The sequence below is a fragment of the Streptococcus sp. HPH0090 genome, from assembly GCF_000411475.1.
Taxonomy (GTDB): Bacteria; Bacillota; Bacilli; order Lactobacillales; family Streptococcaceae; genus Streptococcus.
This window is the reverse complement of sequence record NZ_KE150464.1, coordinates 1,122,561-1,147,794: the sequence shown is the minus strand read 5'-3', so window position 1 is coordinate 1,147,794 and position 25,234 is coordinate 1,122,561. Positions and strand designations below refer to the sequence as shown.

Below are 25,234 nucleotides of genomic sequence, written 5' to 3'. Positions count from 1 at the left end.
GTATAATAGAAAGTAGAAAAAACGAGGGAATATAAATGATTTTTGATACACATACCCACTTGAATGTGGAAGAATTTTCAGGAAGAGAAGCAGAAGAAATAGCCTTAGCAGCTGAAATGGGTGTGACTCGGATGAATATTGTTGGATTTGATAAACCGACCATTGAGCGTGCTCTAGAATTGGTGGACAAGTATGACCAACTCTATGCGACAATTGGATGGCATCCAACAGAGGCAGGGACCTATACAGAGGATGTTGAGAAATACCTGCTGGAGAAACTAAAACATCCCAAAGTTGTTGCCTTGGGTGAGATTGGTTTGGACTATCATTGGATGACAGCCCCTAAAGAAGTGCAGGAGAAGGTTTTTCGTCGTCAGATTCAGCTATCAAAGGAATTGAACTTGCCTTTTGTGGTCCATACTCGTGATGCGCTAGAAGACACCTATGAGATTATTAAGAGTGAGGGAGTTGGTCCTCGTGGTGGTATCATGCACTCTTTCTCAGGTTCACTGGAGTGGGCTGAGAAGTTTGTGGAGCTTGGCATGACTATTTCCTTTTCTGGAGTAGTAACCTTTAAAAAAGCGACTGACATTCAGGACGCTGCTAAAGAGTTACCTTTGGATAAGATTTTGGTAGAAACGGATGCCCCTTACCTGGCTCCTGTTCCTAAACGTGGCCGTGAAAACAAGACAGCTTACACGCGCTATGTAGTGGACTTTATTGCAGACTTGCGTGGCATGACGACAGAAGAGTTAGCTGCTGCAACCAGTGCCAATGCAGAACGAATCTTTGGATTGGAACGTAAATCATGAAAGAGAAAATTTCCCAAGTCATCGTAGTCGAAGGGCGTGATGATACGGCCAATCTCAAACGTTATTTTGATGTGGAGACCTATGAGACTCGTGGCTCCGCTATCAATGGGCAGGATCTTGAACGTATCCAACGTCTACATGAACGTCATGGGGTGATTGTCTTTACAGATCCTGACTTTAATGGGGAGCGCATTCGTCGTTTGATTATGACGGCTGTTCCATCAGTGCAACACGCTTTTCTCAAGCGTGATGAGGCAGTTCCTAAGTCCAAGACCAAAGGACGTTCCCTAGGAATCGAACATGCCAGTTATGAAGACTTGAAGACAGCCTTGGCGCAAGTGACAGAGCAATTTGAAGTAGAAAGTGACTTTGATATTAGTCGTAGTGACTTGATTCGATTAGGGTTTCTAGCTGGATCAGACAGCCGAAAACGCAGAGAATATCTAGGAGAAAGCCTTCGTATTGGTTATTCCAATGGGAAACAACTTCTCAAGCGTTTGGAATTATTTGGCATCCGTTTAGCTGAAGTTGAAGATGCCATGAAATCTTATGAAGATTGAGAAACTCCCCAAAATGTAAGGGGAATATGATACAATAGAAGTAATCATAAACGGTTTAATCAAGCTTGGTAGCAAGCATTAGAAAAGTGACTCCATAGGCTTTGTGCTAAGTGGAGTTAATGAGGAAAAGTTATGGGAATCTTTGATTTTTTAAAAAAGACAGAAGCAACAAAAACAACTGAAATAACGGAATCCAATAAGGAAGCAGAAGAGGCGAAAGGCAATGCTTGCTTGGGAGTTCTAGGATTTTTCCCAATGGAAGAAAAGGGGGAGCTCTTAATTGCTGCCAACCTAGAAGGAAGTTTGAAGGTTGGTGATTGTCTCCTGTTTTGTAATCCCGATCAGGGGATGGATGCTCTTGGTTCAGTAGTCGTGAAAAAACTTTCCTGCCATAAAGAGGATGTAGAAGCTCTAAACGACGAAGAACTGATCTATCTAGAAGTTGATAAGGTTCCTTCCTTGGATAAACTGAAAAAGGGAAGTGTGCTCTATAGTCAGGGAGTCGAAGAGGAAAAACGTTCATCTACTTATGGATATGCTCTTTACCGAGCTTTTGTGACTATCCAAGAAGGTAAAGTAGGTGATGAGGACTATCAGGCCCTTAGTCTTGAGGATAGCATTGAGATTCTACAAGCATTTTTATGGGATTGCCGTCAAAATCAGGAAACTGAAAGTGAAGAAAGTTATCAAGCTAACACCCGCAAGTTGGAGCGCCTAGCAGAAATTGTCAAGGACAAGTTGTTGGTAGCAGATTCGGTTTATGCAGTTTATTCGGAAAAAACAGGTGAACCCTATCTTTTTTCAACTACCTATGACAGAGGAGAAGAAGGGTATCTCTGTACAGACCCGATGATCATGCTTTTTACACCACGTTGCTATCATCGATTTAAGGAAACCATTGACAGTCGACCAAAGTCAGTGGTGAAACTAATTGAAAATACAGAAGATAAAAAAGGGATTGAGAATTTTCTTGGGACAGCCTTTTATTTAAACGGTGCTTTAGGTGCTTTCTTTAATAGTAAGGAAGTAAGCATTGCTGCATCGGTTTTAGTTCCAAAACCAGATTTTTCTGATTTGCCAGAAATACAAGTTCCTGTGATGAATCCTGATGTTGTAAGATGGATGCTTTTGATGGGACAACTGGATAGTCCGACGACAGAAGACGAAGAAGTAATTTATAAGCTCTATTATAAGTTCTTTTCAATGGCTGTGCCAAAAGCCAAATTCTTATTGCCTTTAGAGGCGGCTTCAGGCTTCCCAGAGGGTGGTCAGGAAGCAAACTCCTTTGTCTTAGATGAGTCAGCGAAATTTAATATTCCAACTGGAGAAGGCAAAAATGGGCGAAACTCTGTTCCAGTATTTACTGATTGGAAACGTCTGCGCATGGTCTTTGACGAAAAATGGAATGGGATGATTGAAAACGCTGGGAACATGATTGAATTCTTCGACTATGCCATTAACCCAACGGAATACTATGAAGCGGGTGCCTATGTTGGCCTAACAGCTTTTAAAGAAATGCAAAAGCTTAGTGAGGAACAAGAAGGCAGAGCTAAAGATTAGAGAGTTTCTTTACATTGGGAAACTATATAGTTTTATCTACATCCTAATTGAACCTCTACCCTTTTTCAAAGATTTTGAAAGGAAATGGAATGGCGAATAGAAGTTATATTTACTTAAAAAACGGAGATGAGGCTCGTATTCTAACAGAGGGAATTTACACAATACCCTATTTTTGGCAATTATTTTGGGATGAAGAAGATTTAAAAGCTCCAATTGCTCTTTGGAAAACAGCAGAAGAACTCGAAGAAGATGAAGAGCAAGCAGAAAGATTTTACCAAGAGCAGAATGTAGATATCTTGCTTCCTATTGAAAAATTCCGGCAAAATGCCCTCCAAAACCGGTCTTTTTTAGAAGAAAATGTCCCACAATCCGTGCAACTATATGATGCCTTTGTTCGTTATATTCTTGCAAATGTCAAAGATGGTGATGTACTCGGATTTGATGTCTTAGATATTGTTTTTATGGACCAAGTGTCTGTTGTTTCTGATAAACTGTTAAAAAATATAGGAGCTATTCGGGAAAATCAACCCAAAGACTTAGATTTTTCTTTGACAGAAAAGAACTTAATTGGTCTTGCTATGGGCTTCCCTGATTATTATGCTTCAGAATTATTGCCAGAAGATAATATTCTAGATTCGGTTGCCTATCAGGATGAACTCAAGAAAATGAAGCCTCAAGAAGATAAGCAAGGGGGCGATATGACTGGAGCCGATACAAAAGCGAACAAGTGGAGGAGTGGTATAGTATATTTGCTTATACTTGCATTAGTAATTAGGTTGATTTTTTATATGATGGTTAAGAGATAGAAAAGAGAATAAATGAGAATTGCAGATTATAGCGTGACCAAGGCAGTGCTGGAGCGTCACGGTTTTACCTTTAAAAAATCCTTCGGGCAAAATTTCTTGACCGATACCAATATCCTTCAAAAAATTGTGGATACGGCTGAGATTGATGATCAGGTCAATGTCATTGAAATTGGTCCAGGGATTGGTGCCTTGACGGAGTTTTTAGCTGAGCGTGCAGCTGAAGTCATGGCCTTTGAAATTGACCACCGTTTGGTACCAATTTTAGCAGATACCCTGCGTGATTTTGACAATGTGACCGTAGTCAACGAGGACATTCTAAAGGTTGACTTGGCGCAGCATATCCAAAATTTTAAAAATCCTGACTTACCAATTAAGGTAGTGGCAAACTTGCCTTACTATATCACGACGCCTATTCTCATGCACTTGATTGAAAGTGGCATTCCTTTTAGTGAGTTTGTGGTCATGATGCAAAAAGAGGTGGCAGATCGTATCTCTGCTAAGCCAAATACCAAGGCTTACGGTAGCTTGTCAATTGCGGTTCAGTATTATATGACAGCCAAGGTTGCCTTTATCGTGCCTCGTACAGTATTTGTGCCAGCACCAAATGTGGACTCAGCTATCCTGAAAATGGTGCGCCGTCCAGAACCAGCTGTAGCAGTTGAAGACGAGAACTTCTTCTTTAAAGTTTCCAAGGCTAGTTTTACTCATCGTCGCAAGACCTTGTGGAACAACTTGACAGGTTACTTTGGGAAGTCTGAAGAAGTCAAGGATAAATTGACCAAGGCTTTGGACCAATCAGGCTTGTCACCATCTGTACGTGGTGAAGCTCTTGGTTTAGAAGAATTTGCCAGTCTAGCAGACGCACTTAAAGAACAAGGACTCTAAGATGCAGGGACAAATTATTAAAGCCTTAGCGGGTTTCTACTATGTGGAGAGTGATGGCAAGGTTTATCAAACACGCGCACGTGGGAATTTTCGTAAAAAAGGTCACACACCCTATGTTGGGGATTGGGTAGATTTTTCTGCAGAGGAGAACTCAGAAGGCTATATATTGGAAATTCATGAACGAAAAAATAGTCTGGTTCGTCCACCCATTGTCAATATTGACCAAGCTGTTGTCATTATGTCCGTTAAAGAACCTGACTTTAATAGCAACTTGTTGGATCGCTTCTTGGTTCTCTTAGAACATAAGGGCATTCATCCTATCATCTATATTTCCAAAATGGACTTACTGGAAGATGGGGGAGAACTGGATTTTTACGAGCAGACCTATGGTGCTATTGGTTACGACTTTGTGACTAGTAAAGAGGAGCTCCTACCCTTGTTGACAGACAAAGTGACAGTCTTTATGGGGCAGACAGGTGTTGGAAAGTCAACCCTCCTTAATAAAATTGCACCTGACCTCAATCTAGAAACGGGAGAAATCTCAGACAGTCTAGGACGCGGTCGCCATACTACTCGAGCTGTTAGTTTTTACAACCTCAATGGTGGTAAAATCGCAGATACACCAGGTTTTTCGTCGCTAGATTATGAAGTATCAAGTGCTGAAGAGCTGAACCAAGCCTTTCCAGAGATTGCTAGTGTCAGTCGCGATTGTAAGTTCCGTACTTGTACGCATACTCATGAGCCATCTTGTGCAGTGAAACCAGCAGTAGAAGAGGGTATCATTGCAAACTTCCGTTTCGACAACTATCTACAATTCCTCAGTGAGATTGAAAATCGCAGAGAAACCTATAAAAAAGTCAGCAAAAAAATTCCAAAATAAGGAGAAACCTATGTCTCAATACAAGATTGCTCCGTCAATTCTGGCAGCAGATTATGCCAACTTTGAACGTGAAATTAAACGCCTAGAAGCAACTGGGGCAGAATACGCCCATATCGATATCATGGATGGTCACTTTGTACCTCAGATCAGCTTTGGTGCAGGTGTAGTCGAAAGTCTTCGACCTCATAGTAAGATGGTCTTTGACTGTCACTTGATGGTCTCTAACCCAGAACATCATTTAGAGGATTTTGCGCGTGCAGGAGCTGACATCATCAGCATCCATGTTGAAGCGACACCTCATATCCATGGCGCTCTTCAAAAGATTCGTTCTCTCGGTGTTAAACCTTCGGTTGTCATTAATCCAGGTACGCCTATTGAGGCGATTAAACATGTCCTTCACTTAGTTGATCAAGTTTTGGTCATGACGGTTAATCCTGGATTTGGTGGGCAAGCTTTTCTCCCTGAAACCATGGATAAGGTTCGTGAGTTGGTTGCCCTTCGTGAAGAAAAAGGCTTGAACTTTGAAATCGAAGTCGATGGTGGTATTGATGACCAAACCATTGCTCAAGCCAAAGAAGCTGGCGCTACAGTTTTTGTAGCAGGGTCTTATGTCTTTAAGGGAGATGTCAATGAACGAGTGCAAGCCCTCAGAAATCAACTGGGCTAAAGCTGCAGTTTTTGCAGGGGGAGACCGCGGTCACTACCGGACAGATTTTGACTGTTTTGTCGGTGTAGATCGAGGCTCACTCTGGATATTGGAAGAAGAACTTGCTCTTGCTTTAGCAGTTGGGGATTTTGATTCTGTGACTGTAGAAGAACGTCAGTTGATTCAAGAACGTGCCCAACACTTTGTCCAAGCTCAGCCAGAGAAGGATGATACCGATCTGGAACTAGCACTTTTAACGATTTTTGAAAAAAATCCTCAGGCTCAGGTGACCATTTTTGGTGCCCTAGGTGGTCGCATCGACCATATGCTGGCTAATGTCTTTCTGCCTAGCAATCCTAAATTGGCGCCCTATATGCGTCAAATAGAGATTGAGGATGGGCAAAACTTGATTAGCTATTGCCCAGAAGGGACCAGTCAGCTAGAACCACGTTCGGACTATGATTATCTTGCTTTTATGCCCGTGAGGGATAGTCAGTTGACTATTATCGGAGCCAAGTACGAATTGACAGAGGAGAACTTTTTCTTTAAGAAAGTCTATGCTTCTAACGAATATATAGATAGGGAAGTTTCGGTAACATGCCCGGATGGCTATGTGGTCGTACTGCATAGTAAGGACAGGAGATAGGATGGAGATTGTATTACTACTGTTATTAATTGCTAACCTAGTCGGCCTCTTTCTCATTTGGCAAAGGCAGGACAAGCAGGAGCAATATTTGACCAAGAGTCTAGAAGATCAGGCAGATAATCTCTCAGACCAGCTGGATTATCGCTTCGAACAAGCTAGACAGGCCAGTCAGCTGGATCAAAAAAAACTTGAAGTGGCTGTCAGTGATCGCTTGCAGGAAGTGCGTATCGAGTTGCACCAAGGTCTGACTCAGGTTCGCCAGGAGATGAATGAGAACCTCCTCCAAACCAGAGATAAGACCGACCAACGTCTCCAAGCCATGCAGGAATCAAATGAACAACGCTTAGAGCAGATGCGCCAAACAGTCGAGGAAAAGTTAGAAAAGACCTTGCAAACTCGCTTGCAAGCCTCCTTCGAAACAGTGTCCAAGCAATTGGAGTCTGTCAATCGAGGTCTGGGCGAAATGCAGACGGTGGCACGGGATGTCGGTGCGCTTAATAAAGTCTTATCTGGAACCAAGACCCGAGGAATTCTGGGTGAATTACAACTGGGACAGATTATTGAAGATATCATGACACCTGCCCAGTATGAACGAGAATTTGCAACGGTTGAAAATTCGAGTGAGCGAGTCGAGTACGCCATCAAGTTGCCTGGGCAAGGCGACCAAGAATATGTTTATCTACCAATTGACTCTAAGTTTCCATTGGCGGATTACTACCGCCTAGAAGAAGCCTATGAATCAGGTGACAAGGACGAGATCGAGCGCTGCCGTAAGTCACTCTTAACGAGTGTTAAGCGTTTTGCAAAGGATATCAAGAGTAAGTATCTGGCGCCACCTCGAACAACCAATTTTGGAGTATTGTTTGTCCCGACAGAAGGTCTCTATTCAGAGATTGTTCGCAATCCGATTTTCTTTGATGATTTGAGACGGGAGGAGCAGATTATCGTTGCAGGGCCAAGTACATTATCAGCCCTTCTTAACTCTCTATCAGTTGGCTTCAAAACTCTCAATATCCAAAAGAGTGCCGACCATATCAGCAAGACTCTTGCCAGCGTCAAGACCGAGTTTGGCAAGTTTGGGGGGGTTTTGGTCAAGGCACAAAAACATCTCCAACATGCCTCTGGCAATATTGATGATTTATTAAACCGTCGTACTACAGCTATCGAGCGAACGCTCCGTCACATTGAGTTATCAGAAGGTGAGCCTGCGCTTGATCTACTCCAGTTCCAAGAAGATGAGGAAGAATATGAAGATTAGTCACATGAAAAAAGATGAGCTATTTGAAGGCTTTTATCTGATCAAATCAGCCGATCTGAGACAAACGCGTGCTGGGAAAAATTACCTAGCTTTCACCTTCCAAGATGATAGTGGGGAAATCGAAGGAAAACTCTGGGATGCCCAACCTCATAATGTTGAGGCCTTTACGGCAGGGAAGGTTGTTCACATGCAAGGTCGTCGTGAAGTGTACAACAATACGCCTCAGGTAAATCAAATCTCTCTTCGCTTACCTCAGCCTGGCGAACCAAATGACCCAGCAGATTTCAAGGTCAAATCACCAGTTGATGTTAAGGAAATCCGTGAGTATATGGCGCAGATGATTTTCAAAATTGAAAATCCTATCTGGCAACGAATCGTTCGAGCTCTTTATACCAAATATGATAAAGAATTTTATTCTTATCCAGCTGCCAAAACCAACCATCATGCCTTTGAAACAGGACTTGCTTATCATACAGCGACTATGGTTCGTTTAGCAGAGGCAATTGCTGATGTGTACCCACAGCTTAATAAGAGTTTGCTCTATGCTGGAATTATGCTCCATGACCTAGCCAAGGTTATTGAGTTGACTGGCCCAGACCAGACAGAGTATACAGTTAGAGGGAATCTAATTGGCCATATCGCTTTGATTGATAGTGAAATTACCAAAACAGTAATGGAGTTAGGCATTGATGACACTCGTGAAGAAGTGGTACTCTTACGCCATGTGATTCTCAGCCACCATGGCTTGCTTGAGTATGGTAGTCCAGTTCGTCCTCGTGTGATGGAAGCTGAAATCATTCATATGATTGATAATCTAGATGCCAGCATGATGATGATGTCAACAGCGCTCGCCCTTGTTGATGAGGGGGAAATGACCAATAAGGTCTTTGCTATGGACAATCGTTCCTTCTACAAGCCCAAATTAGACTAGAAACTAAAAAAATGAGCTTTATTTAAACAATAAAGTTCGTTTTTTTGCTTTAGTGTGATATAATGAGAAAAAGACTAATAAAAAAGAATGGTGAATAACTAATGAAATTAAGAAGAAGTGATCGGATGGTTGTTATTTCCAATTACTTGATTAACAATCCTTACAAATTAACCAGTCTCAATACCTTTGCAGAAAAGTATGAATCTGCTAAGTCTTCTATTTCAGAAGATATTGTCATCATTAAGCGCGCCTTCGAAGAAATTGAAATCGGGCATATTCAAACGGTGACAGGTGCTGGTGGTGGAGTTATTTTCACACCATCTATCTCTACCCTTGAGTCCAAAACAATCATCGAAGAGCTACGCGATAAACTTTCAGAGAGTGACCGTATTCTTCCAGGTGGCTACATCTATTTATCTGACCTATTAAGCACCCCAGCTATTTTGAAAAATATCGGTCGCATTATTGCTAAGAGCTTTATGGATCAAAAGATTGATGCTGTTATGACTGTTGCGACCAAAGGGGTTCCGCTTGCAAATGCGGTAGCAAATGTTCTCAATGTACCGTTTGTCATTGTTCGTCGTGACTTGAAAATCACTGAGGGTTCAACTGTTAGTGTCAACTACGTTTCAGGTTCTAGTGACCGTATCGAAAAAATGTTCCTTTCAAAACGTAGCCTCAAAGCAGGAAGTCGTGTCTTGATTGTCGATGACTTCTTGAAGGGTGGAGGAACCATTAACGGGATGATCAGCCTTTTAGCAGAGTTTGATTCTGAATTGGCTGGAGTAGCCGTCTTTGCCGATAATGCGCAAGAAGATCGCGAACAACAGTTTGATTACAAATCACTCTTGAAGGTTACCAACATTGATGTGAAGAATCAACAAATTGCTGTTGAAGTTGGAAACATCTTTGATGCAGAAAAATAAGAATGAACTTAAAATACAAAGGTTGGAACTTTCGTCCCAGCCTTTCTTTGATAATGAATATAAAGGAGTCCTATGAAAACACCATTTATTAATCGTGAAGCCCTAGAAAAAATTGTTGAAGAGTTTCCAACCCCTTTCCACCTCTACGATGAAAAAGGGATCCGCGAGAAAGCACGCGCAGTAAACAAAGCCTTTTCTTGGAATCAGGGCTTTAAAGAATATTTTGCAGTCAAGGCGACTCCGACCCCAGCTATCTTGAAAATCTTACAAGAAGAAGGATGTGGAGTGGATTGTTCTAGTTATGTAGAACTCTTGATGAGTCATAAGCTAGGATTTTCTGGTTCTGATATGATGTTCTCATCCAATAATACTCCAGATAGAGAGTATGCTTATGCCCGTGAATTAGGTGCGACGATTAATTTAGATGCTTTTGAAGATATCAAACATTTAGAGCGTGCAGCAGGTATCCCAGAAATCATCTCTTGCCGTTACAATCCCGGTGGAGTATTTGAACTAGGAACGGACATTATGGATAATCCTGGCGAAGCTAAGTTCGGGATGACTAAGGAGCAGCTTTTTGAAGCCTTTGCTATTTTGAAAGAAAAGGGAGCTAAAACCTTTGGAATTCATTCCTTCCTAGCTTCCAATACAGTGACTCACCTTTATTATCCAGAATTAGCGCGTCAGCTCTTTGAGTTAGCAGTAGAAATTAAGGAAAAGTTGGGTATTTCGCTGGACTTTATCAACCTTTCTGGTGGTATCGGGGTCAACTATCGTCCAGATCAAGAGGCTAATGACATCGCTTTGATTGGTGAGGGAGTTCGTCAGGTTTATGAAGAAGTTCTTACGCCAGCAGGTCTTGGTCAAGTTAAAATTTTTACAGAACTAGGACGCTTTATGTTGGCACCTCATGGAATTTTGGTGACAACAGTTACTCATAAAAAGAAAACCTACCGTACATATCTAGGAGTAGATGCGTCAGCTGTTAACCTGATGAGACCGGCTATGTATGGCGCTTATCACCATATTACCAATATGATGAATCCTGACGGTCAAGCTGAAGTCGTTGATGTTGTTGGTTCTCTTTGTGAAAACAACGACAAGTTTGCGGTTAATCGTGAAATACCTCAAACAGAAATTGGTGATTTGTTAGTGATTCATGATACAGGTGCGCATGGCTTCTCTATGGGTTACCAGTACAATGCGAAACTTCGTTCGGCAGAGATTCTCTACACAGAGGATGGTGGTGCTCGACTAATCCGTAGAGCAGAGCGCCCTGAGGACTATTTTGCAACTCTCTATGGGTTTGACTTTGACAAGGATTAGAAGAATTTTTGAAAATCATGAAAGTTGAAAGTAAAAAACAGATTGTTTTCTAAAAAATAGACAAAATCTATTGTTTTTCCTTTCAAGCGTGATATAATAAAATTATAAAACGGTTTCAAGGAAGGTGACGTTATGTCAGAAGAAACAATTGACTATGGACAAGTGACAGGAATGGTGCATTCGACAGAAAGTTTTGGGGCGGTAGATGGTCCCGGAATCCGTTTCATTGTCTTTTTGCAGGGCTGTCAGATGCGTTGCCAATATTGCCATAATCCCGATACATGGGCGATGGAAACCAATAAATCTCGTGTACGAACAGTAGATGATGTCTTGGAAGAAGCGCTTCGCTATCGTGGTTTTTGGGGAGACAAGGGAGGTATCACAGTCAGCGGAGGAGAAGCCCTCTTGCAGATTGATTTCTTGATTGCCCTCTTTACCAAGGCGAAAGAAAAAGGCATCCACTGTACCTTGGATACTTGTGCCCTTCCGTTCCGTAATAAACCACGCTATCTTGAAAAATTCAACAAGCTTATGGCTGTGACTGACTTGGTTCTCCTTGATATCAAGGAAATCAACGAAGCTCAACATAAGATTGTAACCAGCCAAACCAATAAAAATATCTTGGCTTGTGCGCAGTACTTGTCAGATATTGGAAAACCTGTTTGGATTCGTCACGTTCTCGTGCCTGGATTGACAGACCGTGATGAAGATTTGATTGAGCTTGGGAAGTTCGTAAAGACTCTCAAAAATGTTGATAAGTTTGAAATCTTACCTTATCACACGATGGGTGAGTTCAAGTGGCGTGAACTTGGCATTCCGTATTCGCTTGAAGGCGTTAAACCTCCAACAGCAGATCGTGTTAAGAACGCTAAGGAACTAATGGATACAGAGAGTTATCAAGATTACATGAAACGTGTTCATGGATAAAAAAAGAAGCCTGATGGGAACATCGGGCTTTTAAGTTTACACAGATAAATATAGATAAGGCTAAATTAAACAAAATAAAATTTTTATGATTTATATGACAATACAGATTTTATAAAGATTTAAAATCCTGAAAAAAATCCGAAAATTATTGATTAATATATACTTGTTTCAAATGATACAACAAATTGAATAGGAGAAATCTATGGAACAAAGTATTACCATTAAAAATCTATGTAAGTCATATGGTCAAACTCAAATTTTAAAAGATATTTCTTTTGAAGCAAAAGCAGGAAGAGTAACTGCTTTCCTAGGTCCAAATGGAGCTGGTAAAAGTTCAACCTTACGTATCTTATTAGGATTAGACAAAGCAACATCTGGTCTTACCAAAATTGGAGATCAAACTTATAAGGAATTAAAATTTCCTCTAAAGACTGTAGGAGCTTCATTTGACAGTGTCGGTGCTCCTGATGATCGGACTGTTTATCAACATTTGAAAATTGTTGCTGCTAGTAATGGGATATCCAGTCAGCGAATTGAGCAAGTCTTGGATATGGTGGATATTAGCCATAAGAAAAAATCTAAAATTGGGAAATTATCATTAGGAGAAGGACAACGCTTGGGAATTGCAACAGCTCTATTAGGAAATCCTCAATATCTGATATTGGATGAACCGACAAATGGTTTGGATCCAAGAGGAATTCGGTGGTTTAGAGAGTTTATAAAAAAACAAGCTCAAGAAGGAAAGACCGTCTTGCTATCATCTCATATATTATCGGAAGTGGAAGCAGTGACAGATGATGTGGTCATCATAAATAAAGGCAAAGTTCTTATAAAAGGGACTTTACAAGAAGTGATGAGAAATCTTTCTTCACTGGAGGAAGTTTTCTTTAGTTTAACAGAGGGAGGAAAGTGACATGGCACTTATTTACTCTCTTCATTCTGAAATATTGAAATTACTTTATAAGAGAGCTACTCATGTTGTACTATTCTTGATACTAGTATTTCAAACGTTTTTAGCAGATATTGGTGCTTCTCAAATTGTTTCAGTTGGTATCCATGCTACACCAGAGACAAATCCAGAGTTAGTAGAAGCTATTCCACCTATTGAATTTTTAGGATTTGATGTTACTCTAATTGGCATTTTTTTTATGATTATCTTAGGCTCAATCTACGGAGCTGAAGAGTATAAAGATTCTGCTATTCGCACAAGCCTCCTCTCTAATACGAGTCGAATTACTCTCCTAGTTTCAAAGACATTAATTTGGCTGGTATTTTCTTTTGTCATTTCCTTCCTATCAATATTTCTGACGATTAACATGACACATTATGTTTTAGGACAAGATGGTTTATTGCTTTTTTCACTAAATGGGACAGTTTGGTTCTATATGTTTTTGGACAGTATAGCTTGGACATTGTTGGGACTTTTAGCCTATATTCTGGCTTTAACATTTAAAAAAGCCCTTGTTCCCCTATTGTTTTTGCTTCCTCAAGTCTACAATTTAGGAACATTCTTAGCCGACCATATATCAATTGCAAAATTTCTTCCAGTTTCATTGAGCTATGGACTGATTGCTACATCTCCACAAATGTTAGAACAGAATAGTTTACAAAATATTTTGCTTTTACTTTGTTGGAATTTGTCATTCTTGGCTTTGGCAATTTACCGCGTACTTCAGTCAGATATTGGAGGAGGAGAATGAGTTGAAAGAGCAATTTAAATGTGAGTATCTCAAGTTTATGATGAATCCTTGGCATTGGTTGATTATAGGTGCTCTATTACTTTGTGTTCCGCCGATGGTTATTTTTTTAAATAGTAAACCAGATCAGTTGACCCTACACTTTGTTTTGGAACAGCTACTGCAAAGTCTCTATTTAGGACAGGCGGGTTTTATTAGTCTAGCTGTACTATTTATAGGTCAAGAATTTACAGGTTCTAGCCTTCGTACAAGTTTTCTTACATGTCCAAATCGTTTAAAATTTATAATATGTAAAATAGCTATTGTGTTATGTGTGGAAATTGTATTATTGCTAGCTGTAATATCAGTATGTATACTATTTGCTCAAGGATATTACAATATCAATCTTTTGAGCAATATTAAAAATGTTCTAACAGTTCTATTTCCAGTTTGTATTTCTATTTTAACCTTCTCTCTTTTAAGTGGTATTTTTGTATTTATTTTCCGATCTTTTACCTTAATTTTGGGAATAAGTTTATCACTTTTATTGGGGCTAGGGCAAATGTTATTACAATTCAGTTCTTTATTTAGAAATTTACCCTTACTAGCGAGTATGAACTGTTACTATATCCATCCTTTATCACTTTATTATCCAGTGTGGCAAGGCTTAGGGATACAAATAGTATGGTTATTAATTGTTTTTGTATTTGCTACATTGATACTTAGAGAAAGAAATGTACGCTAAAGACAGGGGTTATCCTGTCTTTTTCTCAGTTAATGATATAATATAATTTAGGAGCGTGAGTTATGGCTTATAAAATTTTAGTGGTAGATGATGATCTTGATATTCTTCGTCTAATAAAAAAGGTACTAGAATATGAAAAGTATGAAGTAGTCATACGAAATAACATAGAAGAGATTGATCTTTGTGATTTTACAGGATTTGACTTGATTTTATTAGATATTATGATGCCTGTTAGTGGTTTAGAAATTTGTCAGATGATTCGCAATCAGATAACTGTTCCTATCTGTTTTATAACTGCTAAGGATATGGATGAAGATTTGGTGGTTGGAATCAATGCAGGCGCTGATGATTATATTATGAAACCTTTTAGTATGCAGGAGCTTTTAGCGCGTGTAAAAATGCATCTACGTCGTGAAGAACGGACTAAAGGAACTGTGCATCAGATAAAAAGTGGGAAGCTTGTACTATATACTGATAGTAAGGAACTATTTATAAAGAATAATAAGGTTCCATTGACAAGTAGGGAATTTGATATTGTCAGCCTTCTAGCAAGTCACCCAAATAAAATATACTCAATTGAGGAAATATATAATTATCTATATCCACAAAATTCAGAAGCTCTTTTACGTTCGGTTTCAGAGTACATTTATCAAATTCGTCAAAAGCTGAAACCATATCAGTTAAATCCAATTAAAACCTTGTACGGTGGAGGATATCAATGGGTAGAATCAAAAGTTTTAGACAATTAATTCTAGAAACTTGTTGGAGAATTATTTGGCAGTTTGGTCTTGGTTTGTTATTAGCTTATCTTATTCCCTTAGCTTCTGTATCAATACAAATAATGGAGGACGGGAAGCCTCTTAAAAATAATGATGTTCAATCAATTTTTTTCAATGTGTCATCATGGATATATATTTGTGTTTTATTGATTATTCTAATAAGTTATCACATTGGCAAATTGTTGAAAAAACTAAGTTATGAAATGAATTTGATTTATGAAAATAGTATGTGGCTAGAAAGCGAATGTACAGAAAGATTAACAGTTAAGGAATTTCGTGAGACAGGAAATCGAATTATTGTGATGCAAGATCGTATTCGACAGCTATTAGATGATGAGAAGCAACAGAAAGAAGATTTGATGTTTCAGGTTTCAGCAGCTTCTCATGATTTAAAGACACCTCTAACTATCATCAAAGGGAATGCAGAATTTTTGCACACTTCCACTAAAGATGAGCAGTCTAAAGAATGTTTAGCAGATATCGTTCGTGCTAGTCAACGCTTACTAGATTATTTTAATCAGTTGATTCATTATTCTAAAACTTACTATGATGATGAGGCAGACTGGACGGAGTATTCCTCTTCAGATTTTATCAATGAATTAAAGAATGAAATCTCTTTTTTGATAAAAAATCAGATGAAGTTTTCTTTTGAACAAAATTTGAATGGAACTGAAAGCTATTATATAAATCCATCTCTTCTGATTCGTGCAATACAAAATATTTTAACAAATGCTTTGGAGTATGCAGATAAACAGAATCCTAAAATTAAAATTAGAGTAGAGCAAGAGGGGAAGGAATTGAAAATAGGTATATGGAATAATGGCTCTGAATTTCCAGAAGAAGTTTTAAATAATTTTGGGAAGCTCTTTTATCGTATGGATAAAGCTAGATCGGTTAAAGAGCAACATTATGGTATTGGACTTAGTTTTGTATGTAGAGTTGCAAAACTGCATAAAGGACAAGTAGAACTGAAAAATAGAGACGAGGGAGCAGAAGTTATAATGAGTCTCAATTGTATTAAATCAAAGTAATTGACTTACTAATTTGTTGCCATAGGATTTAAATAAATTAAGATGTGAAAGTAGATAATAAAAACGAGTGAAGATAAGCAGTTAATGAAAACCATTTATCTTCATTCGTTTTTTAATTATTTGATAATACACGTAGCTTTATCTCGAATGTTGTTTACCAGCATTGCGTTTTTTGTTTTTCTTCTTGTTAGAAGTTGAGATTACTGCTGCTGATTCAGGAGTCACATCCTTGCGAGCGCCTGAAGTTTTGCTTGCTTTTGGTGGGTTCTTTGCAAATTCTTCGCGTACTTTTTTACGAAGTTTTGGACGAATGATGTAGTTGACGATGAATTGTTGAAGGATCATCATGAAACCACCGACAACCCAGTAAAGTGTGACACTGGCTGGGGAGAAGATTGAGAACATGACAATCATCAACGGACTCATGTAAATCATTTTCTTGAGTTGTTCTCTTTGAGTCTCGTCTTCAACTCCGTGTAGAGAAAGGAGTGATTGGATGTAGTATAGAACACCTGCGCAGGCAATGAGAATCCAACTTGGAGAACCCAGTGCAATACCTAAGAAGCTAGCTTCAGAAACACCTTCTGTGTGTTGAGCAGCAAAATAGATAGCAGAGAAGAAAGGCATTTGAATGAGGATAGGGAAACATCCTACACCACCAAACATACTAATGCCATGCTCTTTTTGAGCAGCAAAGAGAGCTTGTTGGGCTTCTAGTTTTTCTTCTTGAGTCGTTGCTTCTTTCAGACGAGTCTGATGTGGCTCAAGGACATGCTTGAGGGCGTTCATCTTCTCAGAGTGAAGGGTAGCCTTCCATGATTGGTAGATACCAAGTGGGAGGATAATCAAGCGGACGATAATAGTTACGATGATGATACCAACACCGAAACCGAGACCTTGGTCATTGGCAAAGTATTTGATAGCCTCTGCCATAGGCGCTCCGATGGTATTCCAGATAAATCCGGTTGGCTGACCTGTTGCTTTATCAACCTGGACACAACCTGTCAATGCTAATAGCATAGCCACTCCCATGATTGAGAGGCCGATTCGTTTAATTGATTTCACTGTTTTTATTCCTTCTTTAAAAATTATACCTTTCTATTCTACTGTTTTTTTTGAAAATATACAATAGTTCTAGAGACCTAATTTGCGACTTTGAAGTCAGAATAGGATGGAAAGTTACTCAATTGAACGTCAAGATAGGTTACTTTTGAGAAGGGAGTTGGTCCTTTTCGGATTTCTTGGATGAACTTAGCCATAATGGCAGAAGACTCTGCCTGGGCAAGAATTTCAACGGTTCCGTCATCGTTGTTCCAGACCCGACCGGTGATTCCGCCTAGTTCGAGAGCAAGGGTATAAACACCCCAGCGGAAGCCAACACCTTGGACGCGTCCCTGTGCAATCATTTTGACCTTTTGCATACCAAACCTCCTTGATTGTGTTATAATACTCCTATGACTATTATAACCTCTAAAGCGAATTCTGTGGTAAAAAATGCCAAGAAATTGCATCAAAAAAAATATCGAAAATCTTCTTATTTAATTGAGGGCTGGCATTTATTTGAGGAAGCTGTTCAGGCAGGAGTAACGATTGAGAAAATTTTTGCCTTGGCAGAACATGGGGGAAAATTAGCTGACTATCCTCAGACAGTCTTTGTGACGGAAGAAATCTTGCTTGATTTGGCTGATTCACAAACACCTCAGGGCATTGTAGCTATTGTTCAAAAGGAAGAGGAGCTGTTGCCGGATTTGACCTCAGGTAAATATCTTTTCTTAGAAGATGTGCAGGACCCCGGAAATGTGGGGACTATGATTCGGACGGCAGATGCAGCAGGTTTTTCAGGAGTCATTGTTTCAAGTAAATCAGCTGATATCTACAGTCTTAAAACTCTTCGCTCCATGCAGGGGAGTCATTTTCATTTGCCGATTTATCGGATGCCTGTTGATACATTTGTTGAAGAGGCGAAAAAGAATCACTTGCCCATTCTAGCCACCACCTTGTCTCAAAATTCTAAAGATTATCGTGAACTGGATCGGTTAGAGGATTTTGCCTTGGTTATGGGAAATGAAGGGCAGGGCATTAGTCCATTCATGACAGATCAGGCAGACCAACTGGTTCATATCAGCATGAAAGGACGAGCAGAGAGTCTCAATGTTGCCATCGCCGCAGGCATACTCATGTTTTATTTGAGTTAAATAATTTTATTTTTGTTATAATCAATAAAAAGATTTCATAAGGAGAAAAAGATATGAATCAAACAATTATTCAAGAACGTTCAGGTTTGAATCAATTTTATGCAAAAGTCTATGCTTTCGTAGGAATTGGAATTGCCTTATCTGCAATTGTCTCAGCCTTAATGTTAACAACCTTCCAAGACCTTCTCGTACAGTTAATGCTTAATGCTCGTATATGGCTAATCGTGACAGGAGTAGTTGAAGTTGCTCTTGTCATATTCGCAAGTGGTTTAGCATTAAAGAATAGTCCAGCGGCATTTCCAATATTCCTATTATATTCTGCGGTCAACGGTTTTTCGCTGAGTTTCATCGTATCGCTTTACCTTCCTGGTACAGTCCTAACAGCCTTTATCTCCAGTGCAGCCCTTTTCTTTGTCATGGCGATCGTCGGAGTCGTCATCAAAAAGGATTTGAGTGGTATCGGACGTGCTTTGATTGCAGCCTTATTTGGTCTGATACTGGCCATGGTTGTTAATATCTTCCTAAATAGTGGCCTAATGGACTACATTATTAGTATTGTTATGGTACTTGTTTTTGCAGGTTTGATTGCTTGGGATAATCAAAAAATTCGTTATGTTTACGAAGAGTCAGACGGTCAGGTTGCTACTGGCTGGGCAATTTCTTTAGCACTTAGCCTCTACCTTGACTTTATCAACCTCTTCCTTAGCTTCTTGCGTATCTTTGGAAGTGACGATTAATACTTTTAGAGCTCAAATGAGCTCTTTTTTAATTTTTACTTTCATTTTTACTAGCAAAAGGGTATAATCTTTTTATTATTCAAAAGGAGGGATACATATGAAAAAAAGTTTTATTCACCAGCAGGAAGAGATTTCATTTGTAAAAAATACCTTTACCCAGTATTTAAAAGATAAGTTAGAAGTAGTAGAAGTACAAGGTCCAATCTTGAGTAAGGTTGGAGATGGGATGCAGGATAACCTTTCAGGGATTGAACATCCGGTATCTGTTAAGGTTCTGCAAATCCCAGATGAAACCTATGAGGTGGTACATTCGCTTGCTAAATGGAAACGCCATACTTTGGCTCGTTTTGGTTTTGGCGAAGGAGAAGGTCTCTTCGTTCACATGAAGGCTCTTCGCCCAGACGAAGATTCACTGGATGCGACTCACTCGGTTTATGTTGACCAGTGGGACTGGGAAAAGGTTATTCCCAATGGACAACGCAATTTAGCTTATCTTAAAGAAACAGTTGAAAAAATTTATAAGGCTATTCGTTTGACTGAGTTAGCAGTTGAAGCACGTTACGATATTGAGTCAATTTTGCCCAAACAAATTACCTTTATCCATACAGAAGAGTTGGTTGAGCGCTATCCAGATTTGACACCGAAAGAACGTGAAAATGCTATCTGTAAGGAGTATGGTGCTGTCTTCTTGATTGGTATCGGTGGTGTATTGTCGGATGGAAAACCTCATGATGGCCGTGCACCAGACTATGATGACTGGACAACTGAGTCTGAAAATGGCTATCATGGCTTGAATGGAGACATTCTTGTTTGGAATGATAACTTGGGCGCAGCCTTTGAATTATCTTCAATGGGAATTCGTGTCGATGAAGACACTCTCCGTCGCCAAGTAGCTATTACAGGAGATGAAGACCGCCTTTCTTTGGAATGGCACAAAGCTCTCTTAAATGGCCTCTTCCCATTGACAATTGGTGGAGGAATCGGGCAATCACGTATGGCTATGTTCTTACTTCGTAAGAAGCACATCGGTGAAGTCCAAACCAGTGTTTGGCCACAAGAAGTTAGAGATACTTACGACAATATTCTTTAAACAATCGAACCGAGAGGTTCGATTTTCTAATTTCATCAGAATTTGGTATAATAGACCTTATGAAAATCGTATCAGGAATCTACGGAGGACGTCCTTTAAAGACGTTAGACGGGAAAACAACGAGGCCGACATCGGACAAGGTCCGAGGAGCTATTTTCAATATGATTGGTCCCTACTTTGAAGGAGGACGTGTACTAGATCTTTATGCTGGTAGCGGTGGTCTATCCATAGAGGCAGTTTCGAGAGGAATGTCGAGTGCCGTTCTGGTTGAGAAGGATCGCCAGGCCCAGAATATTGTGGCAGAAAATATCCGGATGACCAAGGAAACCTCAAAGTTTCAATTATTGAAAATGGAGTCCAGTCGTGCGTTGGAGCAGGTGGATGGTGTCTTTGATCTCATCTTTTTGGACCCTCCCTATGCAAAGGAGCAAATCGTATCCGACATTGAAAAAATGGCGGAGAGAAATCTTTTCTCAGAAGATGTCATGGTGGTCTGCGAGACCGATAAATCAGTAGAGCTTCCAGAAGAAATCGCCTGTTTAGGCATCTGGAAGGAAAAAATATATGGGATTAGTAAGGTGACGGTTTATGTCAGATAAAATTGGGCTATTTACAGGTTCGTTTGATCCAATTACCATTGGTCATTTGGACCTTATTGAACGTGCAAGTAAGCTCTTTGATAAATTGTATGTAGGAATTTTTTATAATCCACACAAAAATGGATTTTTACCAATAGAAAGTCGGCTAGAGACGGTTGAAAAAGCGGTGGGACACCTAAAAAATGTCCAAGTCATTGCTTCTCATGATGAATTAGTCGTTGATGTTGCTAGAAAACTGGGTGTCCATGTTCTTGTTCGTGGTTTGCGTAATGCTGCGGATCTTCAGTACGAAGCCAGTTTTGATTTTTACAATCATCAATTAGCAGGAGAAATGGAGACAATCTATCTTCATAGTCGCCCAGAGCATATCTATATCAGTTCTTCAGCTGTGAGGGAATTGTTGAAATTTGGCCAAGATATCAGTGAGTATGTACCAGCTACTGTCTTAGAGGAGTTAAATCATGAAGAAAAAAACTAGATGGCCCATATATCTAATTATTGGGCTTATTATCACATTTATAGCTTTTACAGTGCCCCTACCTTATTACATTGAGGTTCCAGGGACTTCAGAAGATATTCGAAAAGTCTTACAAGTCAATAATCAACCTGATCAAGAGGAAGGTTCCTACCAATTTGTAACGGTTGGAGTTAAGCACGCTAGACTGGTCGATTTGGTTTATGCCTGGCTGACACCTTTTACAGATATTCGAAGCGCCAAAGAAATGACAGGTGGTTCATCAGATGCTGAATATATGCGAATCAACCAGTTTTACATGGAAACGTCGCAAAATATGGCTAAATATCAAGGCCTGAAAACTGCTGGCAAGGAGATAGAACTCAAATATCTCGGCGTTTATGTTTTGACTGTGACGGATAACTCGACTTTCAAGGGAATTCTCAATATCGCTGACACCGTGACGGCTGTCAATGATAAAACTTTTGAAAGCTCCAAGGAGATGGTCGACTACGTCAACTCTCAAACTCTTGGTGATAAAGTTAAGGTTACTTACCAAGAGGATGGGAAAGTTAAAACGGCTGAAGGGAAAATCATTACTCTTGAGAATGGGAAAAATGGTATCGGAATCGGTTTGATTGACCGAACAGAAGTATCAAGTGATGTGCCAATCAAGTTTTCAACTGCAGGCATTGGTGGTCCTAGTGCTGGGCTGATGTTTAGCTTGTCGATTTATACACAAATTGCGGATCCAACTCTTCGAAATGGACGAGTTATTGCCGGTACAGGAAGTATCGATAGAGATGGGAATGTTGGTGATATTGGTGGAATTGACAAAAAAGTTGTTGCCGCATCTAAAAAGGGAGCTACTGTATTCTTCGCACCGAATAATCCCGTTTCTGATGAAGCTAAAAAGGCAAATCCAAATGCCAAGAGTAATTATGACACAGCTGTAGAAGCGGCTCAGATGATTAAAACTGACATGAAGATTGTTCCAGTCAAAACGCTTCAAGATGCGATTGATTATTTGAAAAACAATCCATAAATTAAAGCGTGAGTTTAGAGACTAGCGTAGAAAAAGAGAAGATGGTATAATAGGCAGATGATTCAATTGTTTTTTACCCTCAGTAGTCATATGTTTTTTGTCTACCTAGTGTTTCAGCTCTTGAAAGATTTGGTTAAATGGGATCAAATCTTGAAGGTGACCAAGGACAATGCGAGGAAGGTACGACTTTTGGTAGTATTGTGTAGTATTGGTTTAGGGTATCTGATTAGTTCTTTTTTCCTAAATCTCTATCAACTATGGCAAGAAGCAGTACGAACATTATTTTAAACTTGAAAGTAAAGGAAAATATCCATGGAAAAAATTGTAGTTCAAGGTGGAGATGATCGCCTAGTTGGAAGTGTTACGATTGAAGGTGCGAAAAATGCAGTTTTACCATTACTTGCAGCGACTATTTTAGCAAGTGAAGGAAAAACAGTTCTAAAAAATGTTCCAATCTTATCAGATGTCTTTACCATGAATCAAGTGGTTCGTGGATTAAATGCGAAAGTGGATTTTGATCAAGAAGCACATATTGTTGAAGTTGATGCGACAGATGAGATCACAGAAGAAGCGCCTTATAAGTATGTTAGCAAGATGCGTGCGTCTATTGTAGTCTTAGGTCCAATCCTAGCTAGAGTTGGTCATGCTAAAGTTTCCATGCCAGGTGGCTGTACGATTGGTAGTCGTCCAATTGATCTTCACCTTAAGGGCTTGGAAGCGATGGGGGCTAAAATTACCCAAACAGCTGGTTATATCGAAGCCAAGGCAGAACGTCTACAAGGCGCTCACATCTACATGGATTTCCCAAGTGTAGGTGCTACACAGAACTTGATGATGGCTGCAACGCTAGCTGATGGCGTAACTGTTATCGAAAATGCTGCGCGTGAACCTGAAATTGTAGACTTGGCTGTTCTCTTGAATAAAATGGGAGCAAAAGTCAAGGGTGCAGGAACAGAAACTGTGACAATCACTGGTGTTGAGAAACTCCATGGTGCGACACACAATGTTGTTCAGGACCGTATTGAAGCAGGGACCTTTATGGTGGCAGCTGCCATGACAGGTGGAGATGTCTTGATTAAAGATGCTATCTGGGAACACAACCGTCCTTTGATTGCTAAATTGCAAGAAATGGGTGTGGAAGTCATTGACGAAGATGAAGGTATTCGTATCCGTTCTCAGCGTGATAAGTTAAAGGCTGTTCATGTTAAGACACTTCCGCATCCAGGATTTCCAACAGATATGCAGGCGCAATTCACAGCTCTGATGACAGTTGCCCAAGGTGAGTCAACCATGGTGGAAACTGTATTTGAGAATCGTTTCCAACATTTAGAGGAAATGCGTCGTATGGGCTTGCACTCTGAAATTATCCGTGATACAGCTCGTATCGTCGGTGGCCAACGCCTCCAAGGAGCAGAAGTCTTGTCTACAGACTTACGTGCGAGTGCTGCCTTGATCTTAACAGGTCTTGTAGCCGAAGGTGAAACAGTTGTTGGAAAACTTGTCCATTTGGATAGAGGATATTATCGTTTCCATGAAAAATTGGCTCAGTTAGGAGCTAATATTGAACGGGTAAGTGTGGAAGCTGATGAAGATGAATAAACAAGTAGGGTATGTGCTACGTCGATTTCTATTAGTCATTATTGTTTTACTTCTAGGAGCCTTAGCACTTGGTATCGGCTTGATGATTGGCTATGGCATCGTAGGAAAAGGTCAAGATCCATGGGCGATTTTGACACCCGATAAATGGCATGAACTGATTGCAAAATTTACAGGAAAATAGGCTGGGGAACCGGCCTTTTTCTAGGGATAAAAGTAAGGAGGAAACATGAATAAAAAAACCAGACAGGCCCTCATAGGTCTCCTGATTTTTCTACTATTGACGGCAGGAAGTTACTACATTAAAAAAATGCAGGCTTCCAATAATACACCACAAACACAAGTGACACAAAAATCGCAGTCATCCGACACTCCTGGTCAAGAATTGGCAGAGAGTGTACTGACTGACTCGGTCAAAAAACAAATCAAGGGCACAATCGAGTGGAATGGAGCCGGAGCCTTTGTAGTCAATGGGAACAAAACAAATCTAGATGCAAAGGTTTCAAGTAAACCCTATGCAGATAATAAAACAAAAACTGTAGGTGGTGAGACCGTTCCTACCGTAGCCAATGCGCTCATGTCAAAGGCAACTCGACAGTACAAAGACCGTGAAGAGACGGGGAATGGTTCAACTTCTTGGACACCAGCAGGATGGCATCAAGTTAAGAACCTAAAAGGAACCTACAATCACGCAGTAGATAGAGGGCATTTATTAGGCTATGCCTTGATTGGTGGTTTGGATGGTTTTGATGCATCTACTAGCAATCCAAAAAATATTGCTGTACAAACAGCCTGGGCCAACCAAGCACGAGCTGAAGATTCGACTGGACAAAACTACTATGAAGGTTTAGTTCGAAAAGCGCTAGATAAGAATAAACGAGTGCGTTACCGCGTTACGCTACTGTATGCGACAGAAGAGGACCTAGTACCATCTGCTTCTCAGATAGAAGCCAAATCTTCTGATGGTGAATTAGAGTTTAACGTTGTAATTCCTAATGTTCAAAAGGGAATTCGGTTAGATTACCGAACAGGAGAAGTTACGGTTACAAAAGACTAATAAATAGTAAATCCCTTATCGTTTTGATAGGGGATTTACTATAGAAATCGAAAATTAATGTGTAGAA

30 protein-coding genes are annotated in these 25,234 nt (G+C 39.9%); 28 read left to right on the top strand and 2 right to left on the bottom strand.

Annotation, left to right across the window (positions count from 1 at the left end; genetic code table 11):
• The first annotated feature begins 35 nt into the window (after positions 1-35).
• From HMPREF1481_RS07525 to HMPREF1481_RS07440, 18 genes are all read left to right on the top strand, one after another.
• Positions 36-812: a TatD family hydrolase gene (locus HMPREF1481_RS07525; protein WP_016466877.1), complete on the top strand. Its 777-nt coding sequence runs from the start codon at positions 36-38 to the stop codon at positions 810-812.
• Entirely contained in the window at positions 809-1,372 is a 564-nt protein-coding gene (rnmV, locus tag HMPREF1481_RS07520; protein ID WP_016466876.1) for a ribonuclease M5, read from the top strand. The genes HMPREF1481_RS07525 and rnmV overlap by 4 nt, the downstream gene beginning before the upstream one ends.
• 132 nt (positions 1,373-1,504) lie before the next feature.
• Positions 1,505-2,932, top strand: a complete 1,428-nt coding sequence (locus HMPREF1481_RS07515; RefSeq protein WP_016466875.1) for an SseB family protein — start codon at positions 1,505-1,507, stop codon at positions 2,930-2,932.
• Positions 2,933-3,021: 89 nt separating this feature from the next.
• Positions 3,022-3,738, top strand: a complete 717-nt coding sequence (locus HMPREF1481_RS07510; protein ID WP_016466874.1) for a hypothetical protein — start codon at positions 3,022-3,024, stop codon at positions 3,736-3,738.
• A 12-nt stretch (positions 3,739-3,750) separates the two neighbouring features.
• Positions 3,751-4,623 carry a 16S rRNA (adenine(1518)-N(6)/adenine(1519)-N(6))-dimethyltransferase RsmA gene (gene rsmA, locus HMPREF1481_RS07505; RefSeq protein WP_016466873.1) on the top strand — a complete coding sequence of 291 codons (873 nt, stop codon included), beginning with the start codon at positions 3,751-3,753 and terminating at the stop codon, positions 4,621-4,623.
• 1 nt (position 4,624) lies between these two features.
• Positions 4,625-5,503, top strand: coding sequence for a ribosome small subunit-dependent GTPase A (gene rsgA, locus HMPREF1481_RS07500; protein ID WP_016466872.1), 879 nt, complete (start codon positions 4,625-4,627; stop codon positions 5,501-5,503).
• A gap of 10 nt (positions 5,504-5,513) precedes the next feature.
• Positions 5,514-6,170 carry a ribulose-phosphate 3-epimerase gene (gene rpe / locus HMPREF1481_RS07495; protein ID WP_016466871.1) on the top strand — a complete coding sequence of 219 codons (657 nt, stop codon included), beginning with the start codon at positions 5,514-5,516 and terminating at the stop codon, positions 6,168-6,170.
• Positions 6,133-6,795 carry a thiamine diphosphokinase gene (locus HMPREF1481_RS07490; protein ID WP_016466870.1) on the top strand — a complete coding sequence of 221 codons (663 nt, stop codon included), beginning with the start codon at positions 6,133-6,135 and terminating at the stop codon, positions 6,793-6,795. The genes rpe and HMPREF1481_RS07490 overlap by 38 nt, the downstream gene beginning before the upstream one ends.
• Before the next feature lies 1 nt (position 6,796).
• A complete protein-coding gene (gene rmuC / locus HMPREF1481_RS07485) occupies positions 6,797-8,053 on the top strand; it encodes a DNA recombination protein RmuC (RefSeq protein WP_016466869.1) in 1,257 nt (418 codons plus the stop codon).
• Entirely contained in the window at positions 8,043-8,984 is a 942-nt protein-coding gene (locus HMPREF1481_RS07480; protein WP_016466868.1) for a 3'-5' exoribonuclease YhaM family protein, read from the top strand. The genes rmuC and HMPREF1481_RS07480 overlap by 11 nt, the downstream gene beginning before the upstream one ends.
• A gap of 101 nt (positions 8,985-9,085) precedes the next feature.
• Positions 9,086-9,910: a pur operon repressor gene (gene purR, locus HMPREF1481_RS07475; protein ID WP_025173297.1), complete on the top strand. Its 825-nt coding sequence runs from the start codon at positions 9,086-9,088 to the stop codon at positions 9,908-9,910.
• A gap of 72 nt (positions 9,911-9,982) precedes the next feature.
• Complete coding sequence (locus HMPREF1481_RS07470) at positions 9,983-11,236, top strand: diaminopimelate decarboxylase (protein WP_016466866.1); 1,254 nt, start codon at positions 9,983-9,985, stop codon at positions 11,234-11,236.
• A gap of 132 nt (positions 11,237-11,368) precedes the next feature.
• Positions 11,369-12,163 (top strand): pyruvate formate-lyase-activating protein, encoded by a 795-nt coding sequence (gene pflA / locus HMPREF1481_RS07465; protein WP_004251620.1) that lies wholly within the window; start codon positions 11,369-11,371, stop codon positions 12,161-12,163.
• A 202-nt stretch (positions 12,164-12,365) separates the two neighbouring features.
• Complete coding sequence (locus HMPREF1481_RS07460; RefSeq protein ID WP_016466865.1) at positions 12,366-13,076, top strand: ABC transporter ATP-binding protein; 711 nt, start codon at positions 12,366-12,368, stop codon at positions 13,074-13,076.
• 1 nt (position 13,077) lies between these two features.
• On the top strand, positions 13,078-13,863 hold the full coding sequence (locus HMPREF1481_RS07455) for an ABC transporter permease (RefSeq protein WP_016466864.1): 786 nt from the start codon (positions 13,078-13,080) through the stop codon (positions 13,861-13,863).
• A 1-nt stretch (position 13,864) separates the two neighbouring features.
• Positions 13,865-14,584, top strand: coding sequence for an ABC transporter permease (locus HMPREF1481_RS07450; protein ID WP_025173296.1), 720 nt, complete (start codon positions 13,865-13,867; stop codon positions 14,582-14,584).
• A gap of 62 nt (positions 14,585-14,646) precedes the next feature.
• On the top strand, positions 14,647-15,333 hold the full coding sequence (locus tag HMPREF1481_RS07445; RefSeq protein ID WP_016466862.1) for a response regulator transcription factor: 687 nt from the start codon (positions 14,647-14,649) through the stop codon (positions 15,331-15,333).
• Complete coding sequence (locus HMPREF1481_RS07440) at positions 15,303-16,394, top strand: sensor histidine kinase (RefSeq protein WP_016466861.1); 1,092 nt, start codon at positions 15,303-15,305, stop codon at positions 16,392-16,394. The genes HMPREF1481_RS07445 and HMPREF1481_RS07440 overlap by 31 nt, the downstream gene beginning before the upstream one ends.
• Before the next feature lie 138 nt (positions 16,395-16,532).
• Here HMPREF1481_RS07440 and yidC read toward each other — a convergent pair whose 3' ends face one another.
• The gene (yidC, locus tag HMPREF1481_RS07435; RefSeq protein ID WP_016466860.1) at positions 16,533-17,459 is read right to left on the bottom strand and encodes a membrane protein insertase YidC; all 927 of its coding nucleotides are present in this window, start codon (positions 17,457-17,459) and stop codon (positions 16,533-16,535) included.
• Positions 17,460-17,536: 77 nt separating this feature from the next.
• Positions 17,537-17,815, bottom strand: a complete 279-nt coding sequence (locus HMPREF1481_RS07430) for an acylphosphatase (protein ID WP_001174501.1) — start codon at positions 17,813-17,815, stop codon at positions 17,537-17,539.
• A gap of 33 nt (positions 17,816-17,848) precedes the next feature.
• Between HMPREF1481_RS07430 and HMPREF1481_RS07425 the strand changes: the two genes are divergently transcribed.
• The 10 genes from HMPREF1481_RS07425 to HMPREF1481_RS07380 all read left to right on the top strand — a co-directional run bounded on the left by HMPREF1481_RS07425 (position 17,849) and on the right by HMPREF1481_RS07380 (position 25,167).
• Complete coding sequence (locus HMPREF1481_RS07425) at positions 17,849-18,589, top strand: TrmH family RNA methyltransferase (protein ID WP_016466859.1); 741 nt, start codon at positions 17,849-17,851, stop codon at positions 18,587-18,589.
• A gap of 53 nt (positions 18,590-18,642) precedes the next feature.
• Positions 18,643-19,326 (top strand): Bax inhibitor-1/YccA family protein, encoded by a 684-nt coding sequence (locus HMPREF1481_RS07420; RefSeq protein ID WP_016466858.1) that lies wholly within the window; start codon positions 18,643-18,645, stop codon positions 19,324-19,326.
• Positions 19,327-19,423: 97 nt separating this feature from the next.
• A complete protein-coding gene (gene asnA, locus HMPREF1481_RS07415; RefSeq protein WP_016466857.1) occupies positions 19,424-20,416 on the top strand; it encodes an aspartate--ammonia ligase in 993 nt (330 codons plus the stop codon).
• Between the two features lie 59 nt (positions 20,417-20,475).
• On the top strand, positions 20,476-21,015 hold the full coding sequence (gene rsmD / locus HMPREF1481_RS07410) for a 16S rRNA (guanine(966)-N(2))-methyltransferase RsmD (protein WP_025173295.1): 540 nt from the start codon (positions 20,476-20,478) through the stop codon (positions 21,013-21,015).
• Positions 21,005-21,493 (top strand): pantetheine-phosphate adenylyltransferase, encoded by a 489-nt coding sequence (gene coaD, locus HMPREF1481_RS07405; RefSeq protein WP_016466855.1) that lies wholly within the window; start codon positions 21,005-21,007, stop codon positions 21,491-21,493. Before rsmD ends, coaD begins: the two co-directional genes overlap by 11 nt.
• Positions 21,477-22,514, top strand: coding sequence for a SepM family pheromone-processing serine protease (locus tag HMPREF1481_RS07400; protein WP_016466854.1), 1,038 nt, complete (start codon positions 21,477-21,479; stop codon positions 22,512-22,514). Before coaD ends, HMPREF1481_RS07400 begins: the two co-directional genes overlap by 17 nt.
• Positions 22,515-22,571: 57 nt before the next feature.
• On the top strand, positions 22,572-22,802 hold the full coding sequence (locus tag HMPREF1481_RS07395; RefSeq protein WP_033587493.1) for a DUF1146 family protein: 231 nt from the start codon (positions 22,572-22,574) through the stop codon (positions 22,800-22,802).
• A 24-nt stretch (positions 22,803-22,826) separates the two neighbouring features.
• On the top strand, positions 22,827-24,113 hold the full coding sequence (gene murA / locus HMPREF1481_RS07390) for a UDP-N-acetylglucosamine 1-carboxyvinyltransferase (protein WP_016466852.1): 1,287 nt from the start codon (positions 22,827-22,829) through the stop codon (positions 24,111-24,113).
• A complete protein-coding gene (locus HMPREF1481_RS07385; RefSeq protein ID WP_016466851.1) occupies positions 24,100-24,294 on the top strand; it encodes a DNA-directed RNA polymerase subunit beta in 195 nt (64 codons plus the stop codon). Before murA ends, HMPREF1481_RS07385 begins: the two co-directional genes overlap by 14 nt.
• A gap of 45 nt (positions 24,295-24,339) precedes the next feature.
• The gene (locus tag HMPREF1481_RS07380; RefSeq protein WP_016466850.1) at positions 24,340-25,167 is read left to right on the top strand and encodes a DNA/RNA non-specific endonuclease; all 828 of its coding nucleotides are present in this window, start codon (positions 24,340-24,342) and stop codon (positions 25,165-25,167) included.
• Positions 25,168-25,234 lie beyond the last annotated feature (67 nt).

Bases quoted from the DNA above. Each gene is read 5' to 3' on its own strand.
- HMPREF1481_RS07525 (WP_016466877.1), top strand. From the start codon at position 36: ATGATTTTTGATACACATACCCACTTGAATGTGGAAGAATTTTCAGGA.
- rsmD (WP_025173295.1), top strand. From the start codon at position 20,476: ATGAAAATCGTATCAGGAATCTACGGAGGACGTCCTTTAAAGACGTTA.
- rsgA (WP_016466872.1), top strand. From the start codon at position 4,625: ATGCAGGGACAAATTATTAAAGCCTTAGCGGGTTTCTACTATGTGGAG.
- coaD (WP_016466855.1), top strand. From the start codon at position 21,005: ATGTCAGATAAAATTGGGCTATTTACAGGTTCGTTTGATCCAATTACC.
- HMPREF1481_RS07515 (WP_016466875.1), top strand. From the start codon at position 1,505: ATGGGAATCTTTGATTTTTTAAAAAAGACAGAAGCAACAAAAACAACT.
- HMPREF1481_RS07490 (WP_016466870.1), top strand. From the start codon at position 6,133: ATGAACGAGTGCAAGCCCTCAGAAATCAACTGGGCTAAAGCTGCAGTT.
- HMPREF1481_RS07430 (WP_001174501.1), bottom strand. From the start codon at position 17,815: ATGCAAAAGGTCAAAATGATTGCACAGGGACGCGTCCAAGGTGTTGGC.
- rpe (WP_016466871.1), top strand. From the start codon at position 5,514: ATGTCTCAATACAAGATTGCTCCGTCAATTCTGGCAGCAGATTATGCC.
- murA (WP_016466852.1), top strand. From the start codon at position 22,827: ATGGAAAAAATTGTAGTTCAAGGTGGAGATGATCGCCTAGTTGGAAGT.
- HMPREF1481_RS07420 (WP_016466858.1), top strand. From the start codon at position 18,643: ATGAATCAAACAATTATTCAAGAACGTTCAGGTTTGAATCAATTTTAT.
- rsmA (WP_016466873.1), top strand. From the start codon at position 3,751: ATGAGAATTGCAGATTATAGCGTGACCAAGGCAGTGCTGGAGCGTCAC.
- rnmV (WP_016466876.1), top strand. From the start codon at position 809: ATGAAAGAGAAAATTTCCCAAGTCATCGTAGTCGAAGGGCGTGATGAT.
- HMPREF1481_RS07400 (WP_016466854.1), top strand. From the start codon at position 21,477: ATGAAGAAAAAAACTAGATGGCCCATATATCTAATTATTGGGCTTATT.
- rmuC (WP_016466869.1), top strand. From the start codon at position 6,797: ATGGAGATTGTATTACTACTGTTATTAATTGCTAACCTAGTCGGCCTC.
- HMPREF1481_RS07425 (WP_016466859.1), top strand. From the start codon at position 17,849: ATGACTATTATAACCTCTAAAGCGAATTCTGTGGTAAAAAATGCCAAG.
- HMPREF1481_RS07455 (WP_016466864.1), top strand. From the start codon at position 13,078: ATGGCACTTATTTACTCTCTTCATTCTGAAATATTGAAATTACTTTAT.
- pflA (WP_004251620.1), top strand. From the start codon at position 11,369: ATGTCAGAAGAAACAATTGACTATGGACAAGTGACAGGAATGGTGCAT.
- HMPREF1481_RS07460 (WP_016466865.1), top strand. From the start codon at position 12,366: ATGGAACAAAGTATTACCATTAAAAATCTATGTAAGTCATATGGTCAA.
- HMPREF1481_RS07440 (WP_016466861.1), top strand. From the start codon at position 15,303: ATGGGTAGAATCAAAAGTTTTAGACAATTAATTCTAGAAACTTGTTGG.
- purR (WP_025173297.1), top strand. From the start codon at position 9,086: ATGAAATTAAGAAGAAGTGATCGGATGGTTGTTATTTCCAATTACTTG.
- asnA (WP_016466857.1), top strand. From the start codon at position 19,424: ATGAAAAAAAGTTTTATTCACCAGCAGGAAGAGATTTCATTTGTAAAA.
- HMPREF1481_RS07510 (WP_016466874.1), top strand. From the start codon at position 3,022: ATGGCGAATAGAAGTTATATTTACTTAAAAAACGGAGATGAGGCTCGT.
- HMPREF1481_RS07470 (WP_016466866.1), top strand. From the start codon at position 9,983: ATGAAAACACCATTTATTAATCGTGAAGCCCTAGAAAAAATTGTTGAA.
- HMPREF1481_RS07380 (WP_016466850.1), top strand. From the start codon at position 24,340: ATGAATAAAAAAACCAGACAGGCCCTCATAGGTCTCCTGATTTTTCTA.
- HMPREF1481_RS07395 (WP_033587493.1), top strand. From the start codon at position 22,572: ATGATTCAATTGTTTTTTACCCTCAGTAGTCATATGTTTTTTGTCTAC.
- HMPREF1481_RS07480 (WP_016466868.1), top strand. From the start codon at position 8,043: ATGAAGATTAGTCACATGAAAAAAGATGAGCTATTTGAAGGCTTTTAT.
- HMPREF1481_RS07385 (WP_016466851.1), top strand. From the start codon at position 24,100: ATGAAGATGAATAAACAAGTAGGGTATGTGCTACGTCGATTTCTATTA.
- HMPREF1481_RS07445 (WP_016466862.1), top strand. From the start codon at position 14,647: ATGGCTTATAAAATTTTAGTGGTAGATGATGATCTTGATATTCTTCGT.